The organism is Actinomadura napierensis (assembly GCF_039529375.1).
Classification (GTDB): domain Bacteria; phylum Actinomycetota; class Actinomycetes; order Streptosporangiales; family Streptosporangiaceae; genus Spirillospora; species Spirillospora napierensis.
Genome location: NZ_BAAAMR010000002.1, coordinates 117956 through 130789, shown reverse-complemented (window position 1 = coordinate 130789; position 12834 = coordinate 117956). Strand labels below are relative to the sequence as shown.

Here is a 12834-nt window from a genome sequence, read left to right as displayed (position 1 = left end):
TTCCGGCACCGCAGAAGCAGGTGCCCCGCCGAACGCGCCCTCGGGGGATCTTCGTGACCGCAGAAACCAGGCCCGCACGCTACGCCTACCTGGGTCCGCAGGGCACGTTCACCGAGGCCGCGCTCATGTCGCTGCCCGGCGCGGCCGACGCCGAGCAGCTCCCGCTCGCCACCGTGCCCGCCGTGCTGGACGCGCTGCGCCGCGGCGAGGCCGACTCCGCCGTCGTCGCGCTGGAGAACTCCGTCGAGGGCTCCGTCCCCACCACGCTGGACGAACTGGCCACCGGAGAGCCCCTCCAGATCGTCGCCGAGGTCCACCTGCCGGTGTCGTTCGCGCTGCTGGTGCGGCCCGGCACCGCGCTCGGCGACATCAAGACCGTCGCGTCCCACCCGATCGCGCAGCCGCAGTGCCGCCGCTGGCTCGCGGGCAACGTCCCGGACGCCGAATGGCGCGCCGCCACGTCCAACGCCGAGGCCGCCCAGCACGTCGCCGACGGCCACTACGACGCCGCGCTCGCCGGCTCGTTCGCCGCCGCCCGCTACGGCCTGGCCGTCCTCGCCGAGGACATCCACGACGTCGCCGACGCCGTCACCCGCTTCGTCCAGCTGCGCCGCCCCTGCCCCCCGCCGCCCCCCACCGGCATGGACCGCACCAGCGTCGTCGCGTTCATCGGCGAGGACCACCCGGGCGCCCTGCTGGAGATCCTCACCGAGTTCTCCGTCCGCGGCATCAACCTGTCGCTGATCCAGTCCCGCCCGACCGGCGCCGGCCTCGGCTCCTACCTGTTCTGGATGGACCTCGAAGGCCACGTCGACGACGCCCGCGTCGGCGAGGCGCTGATGGGGCTGCGCCGCATCTGCGCCGACGTCCGCTTCGTCGGCTCCTACCCGCGCGCCGACCAGGTCCGCCCGGAGATCCGCCGCGGCACCCACGACAACGACTTCACCGAAGCCGCCGCCTGGCTGACCACCCTCCGAACCGGCCACGCCTGATCCGCGACCTCCCGGATGCCCCGGTGATCTCGTTCTTCAACGGTGTGCATGGTTCGCCGGAGTACGGCTTCATGTAGGGCGTTCAGTGCAAGGTGATCGGGGTTTCGGACTCGATACGGGTCAGCTTTTCGGGGTTGCGGACGTAGTAGAGGCCGGTGATGCGGGCGTCCTCGACGCGGATCGCCATGACGCCGTCGAGTTCGCCGTCCACGCGCATGACGAGCGCCGGGTTGCCGTTCACCACGGTGTGGTGGGTGGTGATCGTGCTCTTGGTCCTGCCGGTGCCGCCGATGATGTAGCGGGCCACCTTGTCGGCGCCGTTGATCGGCCGTAGCGCGGCCTGCTTGACGCCGCCGCCGTCGCCCACCAGGACGATCTCCGGGGCGAGCACGTCGAGGAGTCCTTGGAGGTCGCCGGTGTCGAGCGCGCGCTGGAACGACTCCAGGACGGCCCGGGTCTCGCTCGCCGACACCGTCTCGCGGGGCCGCCGGGCGTCGACGTGCCGGCGGGCGCGGTAGGCGATCTGCCGGACGGCCGCCGGGCTCTTGCCGACCGCCTCCGCGATCTCCTCGTAGCTCACGTCGAACGCCTCGCGCAGCACGAAGACGGCGCGTTCGGTCGGCGACAGCGTCTCCAGGACGAGCATCAGCGCCATCGACATGCTCTCGGCGAGTTCGGCGTCCTCCGCCACGTCCGGTGTGGTGAGCAGCGGCTCGGGCAGCCAGGGGCCGACGTAGGCCTCCTTGCGCCGCGTCATCGTCCGCAGCCGGTTGAGCGCCTGCCGGGTGGTGATCCGCACCAGGTAGGCGCGCTGGTCGCGGACCTCCGCCAGGTCGACCTTGACCCACCGCAACCAGGTCTCCTGGAGCACGTCCTCCGCGTCGACAGCGGAGCCGAGCATCTCGTACGCGACGGTGAAGAGCAGGTTGCGGTGGCGGACGAAGGCCTCCGTCGCCGGGTCGGGGGTGGGGTCGCTCACTTGCCCTTCCCGTCCTTCGATCCGGGGAGGCCGGTGGCGCCGATCCCGGTGCGGGCGCTCCACCCGGCGCTGCGGACCACCAGCTCCTTGGTCACGGCGCCGGGACGGCCGGCGAGGTACTGCCGCCGCGGGCTGTCGTCCCGGCGGGCCAGCTGGATCACGCCGTCGCGGCGGCCGAGGCTGACGCACGTGGCGACGTACTCGACCGCGTACGGCTCGAGCGCGCGGCCCTTCGCCAGCCGGGCCAGCGTGTCGGCCGCGTGCACGCCCTGCGGCTCGGCGGTCTGGCAGGACATGCGGGAGCCGGGGACGGCGGCGCAGTCGCCGACCGCGAGGATCCGCTGGTCGCTCACGCTGCGCAGGTACTCGTCCACGACGACGCGGCCCCGCTCGTCGACCCGCAGGCCGCTCCGCGCCGCCAGGTCGGGGACGCCGCCGATCACGGCCCACAGGGTGACGTCCGAGGCGAGCCGCTCTCCGGACCGCAGCCGCACCGTACCGGCCTCCACCTCGTCCACCGCGTCCTCCAGCACCGACACCTTCAATCGTTCCAGGCCTGCCCGCACCCGCCGCCGGGCCCCCTGGGAAAGGGAGGCCGCGAAATCCCGTCCGACGAGCCGGACCTCCAGGTCGGGACGGGCGTAGGCGATCTCGGCGGCGGTCTCGATGCCGGTCGGCCCGGCGCCGACGACGGTCACCGTGGCGCCCGAGCCCAGACCCGCCAGAGCCGCGCGTGCCTGCTCCGCTCCTTCCCACGTCCCGACCGGGACGGTGCCGGGCAGGGGCGACAGCGTGCTCCCGACGGCGAGGATCAGGTAGTCGAAGTCCAGGGTCTCGCCGCCGTCGAGGACCACAGCGCCATCGCCGATCTTCTCCACGGCCGCCCGCCGCGACCGGACGCCCTTGCGCAGCACCTGCGCGAGCGGCGTCGCCGCCTTCCCCGTCCCGGCCAGCTGCTGGTGCAACCGCACCCGCTCGACGAAGTCGGCCCGCGGGTTGACCACCGTGATCTCCGCGCCGGGCACCTTCTTCGCCAGCCGGTTCGCCGCGAGCGTCCCTGCGTATCCCGCACCTGCCACGACAACCTTCATGTCCGCCTCCTCCGTCAGGGTGGGTTCGCACATGAGACACCGCGGCCTGCCGGTTCATAACAACGCCGCGAGTGGCCTGCATCACGCGCGTCGAGGTGACCGAAATGTGATCAGCGGTCTTTTCCTGGATGACAACCGCAAGTGGATCTTGGACGTCTTCTGATCGTTTCCTGAACGCCCGCGGAGAGGCCCTTCCTTGCGCCGAACGTCGTCCCTCCTGGCCACCGCCGCCCTCACGGCCTCGGCCCTGCTCGTCCCCGCCACCGCCCACGCGGACGTGTCGGACGCCGAACTCACCGTCACTTTCGATCGTCTCGCCAAGGACCGCGTCGCCAAGATCTCGGTGAGCGCGAAGTCGGCGAGCGGGGTGACGAGCGTTCAGGCGCATGTGCGGTACAAGTCGTCCACCGCCGAGCCCTACGCCACGCTGGACCTCACGCGGACGCAGGGAACGGACAACGACGGCGTCTGGGAGAGCGAGATTCGGCCCGACATCGTCGCCCGTCCCGGAGTCAGCGTCGTCGACACGGTGATCACGACGGCCGACGGGGCCACCACGATCAGGCGGGCCGGTCTGAACGACTGCTACGTCACCTCGATCGAGGGACTCACCGCCGAACCGGCCGTTGTGGACGTCGAGCATCCGGACGTGACGATGCGCGGCCGGCTGATGGTCCAGAGGAGCCGTGACCAGGCCGCGGAACCGGCACAGGGCCTCAAGGTGCATGCGACTCCCGTGGAGGCGACGACGGGGGCGGACGGATCTTTCGCCCTGCCGGTCAAGGGGAGCCGCGAGATCGACGTGTTCGCGCAGGGGGAGTACTGCGCGCTGAGCGAGCGCTCGCCGGTCACCGTTCGCACGCAGGCGACCGAGATCACCGCGAGCATGAAGCCCGGGACGACCGTCGCTCCCTACACGGACATGACGGTCGAGGGGAAGGTCGTCCGGCACGGCTCGGCTGGCCTCGTTCCTGCGGCCGGTGTCACGGTCGTCGTCAATCTGCCGGGCGAGTTGACCGATCGCTCCCCCGGGCAGGTGCAGACCGCCGCGGACGGGACGTTCCATACCTCCTTCACGGCCGCGCGGGACGTCGGGCTGTCCGGTGCGGTGACGGTCGAGGCCAGGGCCGGGGAGTTCCTCACCGGGAGCAAGGCGTCGCTGGGAACGCTGAACATCCGCAACAAGGCCACGATCGACGACTTCGTCCTGCGTGGGGAACCCATGGCCTACGGCGACTCGATCGTGGCCGACGGGACCCTGGTGATCCGGCCGGACTACACGAATGTCACGAACCTGCCGATGTACCTGGAGTTCTCCCGGGACGGCAAGACGGGCTGGACGGTCTGGGCACAGCAGACGTTGGCGCGCCCGAAGAGCTTCTCCTTCAACACCACCAAGCCGGTCACGCAGGATGGGTACTGGCGCTTCCGGTATCCGGGCGGCCCGCGCAACACTCCGGCCGTAAGCCCGGTCAAGTACGTCGACGTCAAGTACCGGACGAAGGTGTACGACTTCAACGCCTCTCCCGAGCCGGTGAAGAAGGGGAAGAGCATCACCGTCAAGGGCCTGCTCTACCGGTTCATGGACAAGGCGGTGACCGCCCCGAACGCGCCGGTGACGATCTACTTCAAGCCTTCGGGCTCGTCGACGTGGACGCAGATGGCCGTCGTGAAGACGGCGTCCAACGGCTGGTTCAGCAAGAACTTCACGGCGTCCAAGGACGGAACGTGGATGGCCGCCTACACCGGCAGCGCCAACTACTTCGCCTCCGACAAGCCCACCGACTACGTGGACGTGCAGTGAGCCGCCGCGGGAAGGTCGCCAAGTCGTCCCTCGCGGCCGCCGTTCTCGCGGTGTCCGCCGCGCTCGTCCCCGCCGCTGCGGCGCACGCGGACACGACCGACCTCACGGCGACCACCACCTTCGATCCGCTCGATCCCGCCCGGGTCGCCACTTTCGAGGTCACCGCGAAGTCGGTGAGCGGGATCACCGACGTCCACGCGAACGTGCGGTACGGCTCCAGCACGGCCGAGCCCTATGCCACGATCCCGTTCACGCGGACCGGAGGGACGGACAACGACGGCGTCTGGCATGGCGAGTTCCATCCCGACATCCAGGCCCGCCCCGGGGCGGACTACGTCGAGGTGCTGGTCACCACGGCGGACGGGGCCACCCGGAAGAAGACCACCGGGTTCTGGGACTGCTACACGACGACGATCGACGGCTTCACCAGCGCGCCCGCCGTCATCGACGCCGATCACCCGGACGTGACGCTGCGCGGCCGGGTCATGCTCCGGAAGAGCCGCGACGTCGCGCCGGAGCCGGCGCCCGGCGCGAGGCTCATCGGGGCGGGGCCCGAGGTGACGACGGGTGCGGACGGCTCGTTCGTCCAGCAGGCCACCGGGGTGGCCGCTCCGCGGAGCGAGGTGCCGCGGCAGGGGGCGCTGTGCCCGGTGACCGTGAACGCGAACACGACCGTCCGCAAGCAGGCGACCGTGACGTCCGGGCAGATCGTTTCGATCAACCCCTACGCCGACCGCGCCGACGTCGTCGTCCGGGGACGGGTGGTCCGCCAGGGCGCCGCCGGGGCCGTCCCCGTTTCCGGCCAGGTGGTGGCGGCGGTCCTCGACGCCGGAACGCCGGGCGCCGCCTCCCTGACCAGGGACACGACGTCCGCGGACGGGACGTTCGAGCTGCGGTTCACGGCCCTGCGGTCCGGCGCGCTGAGCCTCAGGACGGGCGACACGTCCTTCCTGACCGGCGGGTCCGCCGATCTCGGGCGTCTGGACATCCGGCGGACGACCCGGTTCGACGATCTCAGGATCACGCCGCAGGTCGTCGGTTACGACGCCCTGCTGTACGCCTACGGCTACCTGCGCGACTACTCCAGCGTCAGCCTCCCGGACAGGCCGGTGCTGTTGGAGTTCTCGACCGACAAGAAGACGTGGAGGCAGGCCTCCACGGTCAGGACCGAGGACAACGGTGCGATCTACCTCTCCGACGCGTCCCTCAAGAAGGACGGGTACTGGAGAGTCCGGTTCGCCGGCGGTCCGAAGTACGCGCCCGTCGTCAGCGCTCCCCAGTACGTCGACGTCCGCTACCGGACCTGGATTTACAGCTTCAACGCCTCGCCCGAGCCGGTGAAGAAGGGGAAGAGCATCACCGTCAAGGGGCAGTTGTTCCGGTACATGGACAAAGAGCAGCCAGGGCCGAACGCGCCGGTGTCGATCTACTTCAAGCCCTCGGGTGCGTCGAAGTGGACGCAGGTGGCCGCGGTGAAGACGGCCTCCAACGGATGGTTCGGCAAGACGTTCAAGGCGTCACAGGACGGCACGTGGATGGCCGCCTACACCGGCAGCGCGAACTACCTCGCGTCCAACAAGCCCAGCGACTACGTGGACGTGAGATGAGAGGTCGAATGCGCCGGTTGCTGGCGCTCTTCACGGGACTGGTGACGGTCGCGGCGCTCGTCGTCGCGCCGCCGGCCGAAGCGGCCGACTATCCGAACATCGACTCGGTGCGGCTCCTGTCGCCCGGTGCGACCACGCAGATCGAGGTGGCCGCCGTCTCCGGCAGCGACATCACGAAGGTGAGCGCCGACCTGCGGACGCTGGGCGGCGGGCCCGAGACCGTTCCGGTGGACGACTTCGAGCTGGTCGGCGGCACGGCCAAGGACGGCGTGTGGCGGACGAAGTCCGCGGTGACGGTGGCGCAGGGCCGCTGGACGGTGGACGTCGAGCTGACGAACGCCGCCATGACGCGGAACCTGCCGGGGCGGGCCGTGATCGACAACGGGCTGGACACGGTGCTCGCCGACGTGGCGGTGTCGCCGACCACGGTGGACGTCGACCACCCGGAGGTGACCTTCCGGGCCCGGCTGCTCGCCAGGAACCCCGACGGCACCGAGACGCCCGTCGAGGGCGCCAGGCTCCACGTCGACCAGCCGGACGGCACGAGCGCCACGGCGATCACCGGCGCGGACGGGCGTGCCGAGGGGACCGCCACCTTCACCGCGTCCGGCGACGTCGTCGTGTCGTACCCGGGCGACTTCCTTCACCGGCCCGCGCGGAGCGCGGCGACACGGATCTCCAAGCAGCGGCTCCGCACCCGGATCAGCCTGGCGATCAAGGGCCGGCCCATCGCGGGCGAGAAGGCGACGATCACCGGGAGGCTCGAACGGCAGGACCGGGCCGGCGTGTGGGCGCCGCTGCCGGGCAAGCAGGTCGACCTGCAGTTCGACAAGGCGGTCGGCGGTGACTGGCACACGGTCGCCTCGCCGAAGACGGACGCGAACGGCGTCTATAGCGCGACCGTTCTGGTGACGGATGACGGCGCCTGGAATGTCTCCTTCGCGGGCGATCCGGTCCATCTCCCCGGCGACTACGCCGATTACCTGCAGTCGTCCGACGACACCAACGTCGTCCAGATCGCCTACAGGACGTCCGTCAGCGGCTTCGACGCCGGTCCCGAGCCGGTCGGCAGAGGCGACACGATGACGGCGACCGGCCAGGTCCTGCGCAGGCTGGCGGACGGCCGATGGGTCGCGGCCGAAAGCGCCCTCGTGGAGCTGCAGTTCTCCACCGACGGGAAGAAGTGGAGCGACGTCGTGGCGGGGGTCCTCGACGGAGCGGGCCGGTTCGCGATCCCGACGCGTGCGGTGCGTGACGGGTACTGGCGGGCCGTCGTGCGCGACGACGGGTTCGCCTCCCTGCCGTCCACCGGCCCGGCCGACTACGTGGACGTCCGGTACCGCACGGAGATCGCCGATTTCAACGCGAGCCCCGAGCCTGTGGTCAAGGGCCGTACGGTCACCATCGTCGGCGCGCTCTACCGGGAGCCCAAGCCGAACCAGTGGACGAACTTCGGTAAGCAGAAGGTGTCGTTCTACTTCCGGGCCAAGGGGGCGTCCAAGTGGACGTACCTGGGCGCCACCACGGCCGACGGGCTCGGCCGGTTCCGGAAGGGATTCAAGGCGTCCAAGGACGGAACCTGGCGCGCCTACTACGGTGGCTCGTCCGCCTACGTGAAGGCGTTCCGGGACGACTACGTGGACGTGCGCTAGCGTACGCTGCCCTCGTGGCCGACTTCGATCTTTACGAGCGCGAGCTGTGGGCCGGGCGGGCCCCCGCGTACGAGCGGGGGTTCGCCCGGCTCACGCGGTACATGGTCGGGCCTCTGCTGGACGCCGCGGGCGTCGCGGCGGGGACCCGCGTGCTCGAGGTGGGGACGGGGCCGGGCCTCGTGGCCGCGGAGGCGGTGCGGCGGGGCGCGGAGGTGTCCGCGCTGGACGCCGACCCGGGCATGGCGGAGACGGCGCGGCGGAACGTGCCGGGGCTGGACGTGCGGGTGGCGGTGCTGCCGGACGTGCCCTTCCCGGACGGGACGTTCGACGCGGTCGTCGGCAACTTCGTGATCAACCATGTCGGCGCGCCGGACGTGGCGCTCGCCGAGCTGCGGCGGGTGCTGCGGCCGGAGGGGCGGCTGGCGCTGAGCTGCTGGGTGATGCCGGGCATCGGCGCGCTCGCGGTGGTCCGGGACGCGATCGACGCGGCCGGGGTGCCGTGGCCGGACGACATCCCGCCGTCGCCGTTCATGGAGTACGGCGAGGCGATGGCGTTCCGGCGGCTGGTGGCGGAGGCGGGGTACGCGGACGTGGCCGTCGAGGAGGTGACCTGGGAGCACCTCGTCGACCCGGAGGAGTGGTGGGAGACGGGGGCGCTGGCCGGGGTCGGCAGCAACGGCGTCGCCGTGAGCCGGCAGGACGGGAAGACGGTCGCGCGGATCAAGGCGGAGTACGACCGGCTCGTCGCGGGGTACGCGCTGCCCGAGGGCTCGGACCCGGACCTGGACGGCCAGGTGGCGCTGCCCGCGCACGCGCTGCTGGCGAGCGCGCTGCACTGACCGCGGCGGGCGGACCGCGACCGGCCGGACCGCGATACTCGCGCGCGCCGGGGGGTCCCGGGCCGGTAGCCTCGGGTCTGTGATTGACCTGCGAGCTCTTCGAGAGGATCCCGAGCGGCTGCGCGCCTCGCAGCGCGCCCGCGGTGAGGATGACGCCGTCGTCGACCGGCTGCTGGACCTGGACGGGAGGCGGCGCTCCGCGCTGACCTCGTTCGAGCAGCTGCGCGCCGAGCAGAAGAGTTTCGGCAAGTCGGTGTCGCGGGCGCAGGGCGACGAGCGGCAGGCACTGCTGGCCCGCGCGAAGGAGCTGGCGCAGCAGGTCAAGGAGCGCGAGGCGGAGGCCGACCGGCTCGGCGAGGAACTGGACGCGGCGCTGAAGGGCGTCCCGAACCTCATCGAGGACGGCGTCCCGGCCGGCGGCGAGCAGGACTACGCCGTCCTGGAGCACGTCGGCGAGCCGACGTCGTTCGACTTCGAGCCGAAGGACCACCTGGAGCTGGGCGAGGGCCTCGGCGCGATCGACATGGAGCGCGGCGCGAAGGTGTCGGGCGCGCGGTTCTACTACCTGACCGGGGTAGGCGCGCGGCTGCAGTACGCGCTGCTGAACCTGGCGATGGAGCAGGCGGTGGCGGCCGGGTTCGTGCCGATGTACCCGCCGGTGCTGGTGAAGCCGGAGGCGATGGAGGGAACCGGGTTCCTCGGCGCGCACGCCGCGGAGGTGTACCAGCTCCCGCAGGAGGAGCTGTACCTGGTGGGCACGTCGGAGGTGCCGCTCGCCGCGTACCACATGAACGAGATCATCGACGAGCTGCCGCGGCGGTACGTGGCGTGGTCGTCGTGCTTCCGCCGGGAGGCCGGCTCGTACGGCAAGGACACGCGCGGCATCATCCGGGTCCACCAGTTCGACAAGGTGGAGATGTTCTCCTACTGCGATCCGGCCGACGCGCATGCCGAGCATCTGCGGCTGCTGGAGTGGGAGAAGGAGATGCTCGCGAAGTGCGAGCTCCCGTACCGGGTGATCGACACGGCGGCGGGCGACCTCGGGGCGAGCGCGGCGCGCAAGTTCGACTGCGAGGCGTGGGTGCCGACGCAGAACACCTACCGCGAGGTGACGTCGACGTCGAACTGCACCGAGTTCCAGGCGCGGCGCCTGTCGGTGCGGTACAAGGACGCCGACGGGAAGAACCAGCCGGTGGCGACGCTGAACGGGACGCTCGCCACGACGCGGTGGATGGTCGCGATCCTGGAGAACCACCAGCGGGCGGACGGTTCGGTGCGCGTTCCGGAGGCGCTGCAGAAGTTCCTGGGCCTGGAGGTCCTGGAGCCCGTCAAGCGCTGAGAAGCCGATGAGGGAGGGCCCGTCCGCATGGGGACGGGCCCTTTCGCTTACCGGAGCAGTTGCTTGCGCAGGGCGGCCCGGGTGGCGGCGTCGATGCCGAGGCCTTTGGTGAGGAACGCGTCGAACGTCCCGAAGTCCTTCTTGATCTGGTCGAAGGCGGAGTCCAGGTAGGAGGCGCGGACGGTCAGGAACGGCTCGACGAGGGCCGGGTCGATGCCGAGCTTCTCCAGCTGGGCGAGCTCGGCGGCGTTCTGGTCGGCGAGTTCCTGGTTGGAGCGCAGGTAGTCGCCGTACACCTGGGTCTTGTCGACGCCGAGGGCGGTGAGCAGGACCGCGGTCATGACGCCGGTGCGGTCCTTGCCCTCGGTGCAGTGGTAGAGGACGGGCCCCTTGGCGGACGCGATGCGCTTCAGCGCCGCCGAGAACTGCTTGCGCGAGTCGGGGTCGTGGACGAACCCGCGGTAGGACAGCGCCATGAACTCGCCGGGCTTGTCCTGCGCGAGGATCGCCTTGAGGAGTTCGGGCACCATCGTCAGCAGCGTGGGGGAGAACGCGTTGATGTTCGCGGCGACGGGGGTGACGCCGGCGGGCAGCTTGTCGGCGCCGGACATGCCGACCTCGAGCTGCGAGCGGAAGTCGACGGAGGCCGACAGGCCGAGCCGCTGGAGCTGCGCGACGCCGGTCGCGGTGACCTTGCTGAGCGACGCGGACCGGTAGACGGCGCCGTAGCGGACGTGCCGTCCGTCCCGGGCCGTGTACCCGCCGATGTCGCGGACGTTGACGGCGCCGTCGACCGTGACGTCGCGGACGGTGGAGGCGGTCCGGGCGGCGGTCGCGGGGGCGGCCGACGCGGCGGGGGCCTGGAGGGTGAGCGGGGCCAGCGCGACGGTGCCCGCGAGGGCGGCCGACACCAGACGGGGGGTTCTGCGGGTCATGGGCAAGCGCCTTCCGCACGCGGGGGGGACAGCGAACGTGAAGAAGATTCGGGTGACCACACCCTAGGTGGGGGACGGACGGGACGGAAGGGGCATGGCGCGAACAGGACGCGAACGACGATCGAACCGGAGCAACCGGACGGACGGCCCGTCGGACCCGTCGCCTAAGGTGAGTCCGAGATGCACTGGAAGGTGACATGACCGAACCCACGCCGCGCGTGATCGCGACCGACCTCGACGGCACGATCGTGCGCTCCGACGGGACCATCTCCGCGCGCACCGTCGCCGCCCTCGCGCGCGTCGAGCGCGCCGGCGCGATGCTCGTCATGGTCACCGGCCGCCCCCCGCGCTGGATGGCGGAGATCGCCACCGCCGTCGGCCACCGCGGCCTCGCCATCTGCGCGAACGGCGCCCTCGTCTACGACCTGCACACCGAGACGGTGGTGCACGCCCGGCAGATCGCGCCGGGCGTGCTCGCCGAGGCGGTCGAGCGGCTGCGCGGCGTCTCGCCCGAGTTCCGCTTCGCCGTCGAGTACCCGACCGGGTTCGTGTTCGAGCGCAGCTACGACCTGTCGGGCTGGGATGCCGAGGCGCTCGGCGGCTGGCCCGTCGACGCCGCGGAGCTGGTCGCCCTCCCGAGCACCAAGCTGCTCGCCTTCCGCCCCGACGCCGACCCCGACGAGCTCGCCGCGCGGGCGGAGAAGGCCGTCGGCGACCTGGTCACGGTGACCCACTCGTCCGGGCGCGGGCTGCTGGAGATCAGCGCGCACGGCGTCACCAAGGCCAGCGCCCTCGAAGCGCTGTGCGCCGAGCACGGCCTCGGCGCCGCCGACGTCACCGCGTTCGGCGACATGCCCAACGACCTGCCGATGCTCTCCTGGGCGGGCACCTCGTACGGGGTCGCGAACGCGCACCCGCTCGTGCTGGCCGCCGTCACGCACACCACGTCCCGCAACGACGACGACGGCGTCGCGCAGGTCCTGGAGCGGCTGTTCCCGTGACGACGGCCGCACCCGCCGCGGCGGGTGCGGCCGTCCCGGAACGTCCTTACAGGTAGGGGCCGGACGAGCGTGGTCCCGGCTCGTCCTGCTGGTCCATGCCCTGCGGCATCATCCCGGCGGGCAGCGCGCGGCGCATCTGCTCCAGCTGGGCGCGCGCCGCCATCTGCTGTGCGAACAGCGTCGTCTGGATGCCGTGGAACAGCCCCTCCAGCCAGCCGACCAGCTGCGCCTGCGCGATCCGCAGCTCCGCCTCGCTCGGCACGGACTCCTCGGCGAACGGCAGCGACAGCCGCTCCAGCTCCTGGACCAGCTCGGGGGCCAGGCCGTCCTCGAGCTCCTTGATGGACGACTTGTGGATCTCCCGCAGCCGGGCCCGGCTCGCCTCGTCCAGCGGGGCGGCCTTGACCTCCTCCAGCAGCTGGCGGATCATCCCGCCGATCCGCATCACCTTCGCGGGCTGCTCGACCATCTCGGTGATCGACTTGCCCTCGGACTCGCCGCCGTCGCCCGCGCCCTCCAGCGCGATGCCGTTCGGCCCCACCACGAGGACGTGCGGTTCCTGTTCCGACTGGTTCTTCGAAGGCTCGCTCATAAC

The 12834-nt window shown here is 71.4% G+C and carries 11 protein-coding genes; 7 read left to right on the top strand and 4 right to left on the bottom strand.

The genetic code is table 11. The features are described from left to right. The first annotated feature begins 53 nt into the window (after positions 1-53). Entirely contained in the window at positions 54-992 is a 939-nt protein-coding gene (gene pheA / locus ABD296_RS02110) for a prephenate dehydratase (protein WP_344260739.1), read from the top strand. Between the two features lie 82 nt (positions 993-1074). On the opposite strand, the gene ABD296_RS02105 is transcribed toward pheA, so the two are convergent. Together ABD296_RS02105 and ABD296_RS02100 are read right to left on the bottom strand one after the other, a co-directional pair. Continuing rightward, the gene (locus ABD296_RS02105) at positions 1075-1971 is read right to left on the bottom strand and encodes an RNA polymerase sigma-70 factor (RefSeq protein ID WP_344260737.1); all 897 of its coding nucleotides are present in this window, start codon (positions 1969-1971) and stop codon (positions 1075-1077) included. After that, positions 1968-3062, bottom strand: a complete 1095-nt coding sequence (locus ABD296_RS02100; RefSeq protein WP_344260735.1) for an NAD(P)/FAD-dependent oxidoreductase — start codon at positions 3060-3062, stop codon at positions 1968-1970. Before ABD296_RS02100 ends, ABD296_RS02105 begins: the two co-directional genes overlap by 4 nt. A gap of 196 nt (positions 3063-3258) precedes the next feature. Between ABD296_RS02100 and ABD296_RS02095 the strand changes: the two genes are divergently transcribed. The 5 genes from ABD296_RS02095 (at position 3259) to serS (ending at position 10303) form a co-directional block, all read left to right on the top strand. Next, a complete protein-coding gene (locus ABD296_RS02095; RefSeq protein WP_344260733.1) occupies positions 3259-4866 on the top strand; it encodes a hypothetical protein in 1608 nt (535 codons plus the stop codon). Beyond that, positions 4863-6473 (top strand): hypothetical protein, encoded by a 1611-nt coding sequence (locus ABD296_RS02090; protein ID WP_344260731.1) that lies wholly within the window; start codon positions 4863-4865, stop codon positions 6471-6473. The genes ABD296_RS02095 and ABD296_RS02090 overlap by 4 nt, the downstream gene beginning before the upstream one ends. A gap of 8 nt (positions 6474-6481) precedes the next feature. Continuing rightward, entirely contained in the window at positions 6482-8125 is a 1644-nt protein-coding gene (locus ABD296_RS02085) for a hypothetical protein (protein ID WP_344260728.1), read from the top strand. 14 nt (positions 8126-8139) lie between these two features. Then, the gene (locus ABD296_RS02080) at positions 8140-8964 is read left to right on the top strand and encodes a class I SAM-dependent methyltransferase (RefSeq protein WP_344260725.1); all 825 of its coding nucleotides are present in this window, start codon (positions 8140-8142) and stop codon (positions 8962-8964) included. A gap of 79 nt (positions 8965-9043) precedes the next feature. Beyond that, positions 9044-10303 (top strand): serine--tRNA ligase, encoded by a 1260-nt coding sequence (gene serS / locus ABD296_RS02075; RefSeq protein ID WP_344260722.1) that lies wholly within the window; start codon positions 9044-9046, stop codon positions 10301-10303. Between the two features lie 47 nt (positions 10304-10350). On the opposite strand, the gene ABD296_RS02070 is transcribed toward serS, so the two are convergent. Next, positions 10351-11238: a tyrosine-protein phosphatase gene (locus ABD296_RS02070; protein WP_344260720.1), complete on the bottom strand. Its 888-nt coding sequence runs from the start codon at positions 11236-11238 to the stop codon at positions 10351-10353. A gap of 197 nt (positions 11239-11435) precedes the next feature. Here ABD296_RS02070 and ABD296_RS02065 point away from each other — a divergent pair, with 197 nt between their 5' ends. Continuing rightward, positions 11436-12239, top strand: coding sequence for an HAD family hydrolase (locus tag ABD296_RS02065; RefSeq protein ID WP_344260718.1), 804 nt, complete (start codon positions 11436-11438; stop codon positions 12237-12239). 46 nt (positions 12240-12285) lie between these two features. Here the strand turns inward: ABD296_RS02065 and ABD296_RS02060 are convergent, their stop codons facing one another. After that, on the bottom strand, positions 12286-12831 hold the full coding sequence (locus ABD296_RS02060; RefSeq protein WP_344260716.1) for a bacterial proteasome activator family protein: 546 nt from the start codon (positions 12829-12831) through the stop codon (positions 12286-12288). Between the last annotated feature and the right edge of the window lie 3 nt (positions 12832-12834).

Coding starts and splice junctions, on each gene's coding strand:
- ABD296_RS02085 (WP_344260728.1), top strand. CDS start 6,482: ATGCGCCGGTTGCTGGCGCTCTTCACGGGACTGGTGACGGTCGCGGCG.
- ABD296_RS02065 (WP_344260718.1), top strand. CDS start 11,436: ATGACCGAACCCACGCCGCGCGTGATCGCGACCGACCTCGACGGCACG.
- ABD296_RS02070 (WP_344260720.1), bottom strand. CDS start 11,238: ATGACCCGCAGAACCCCCCGTCTGGTGTCGGCCGCCCTCGCGGGCACC.
- ABD296_RS02100 (WP_344260735.1), bottom strand. CDS start 3,062: ATGAAGGTTGTCGTGGCAGGTGCGGGATACGCAGGGACGCTCGCGGCG.
- ABD296_RS02060 (WP_344260716.1), bottom strand. CDS start 12,831: ATGAGCGAGCCTTCGAAGAACCAGTCGGAACAGGAACCGCACGTCCTC.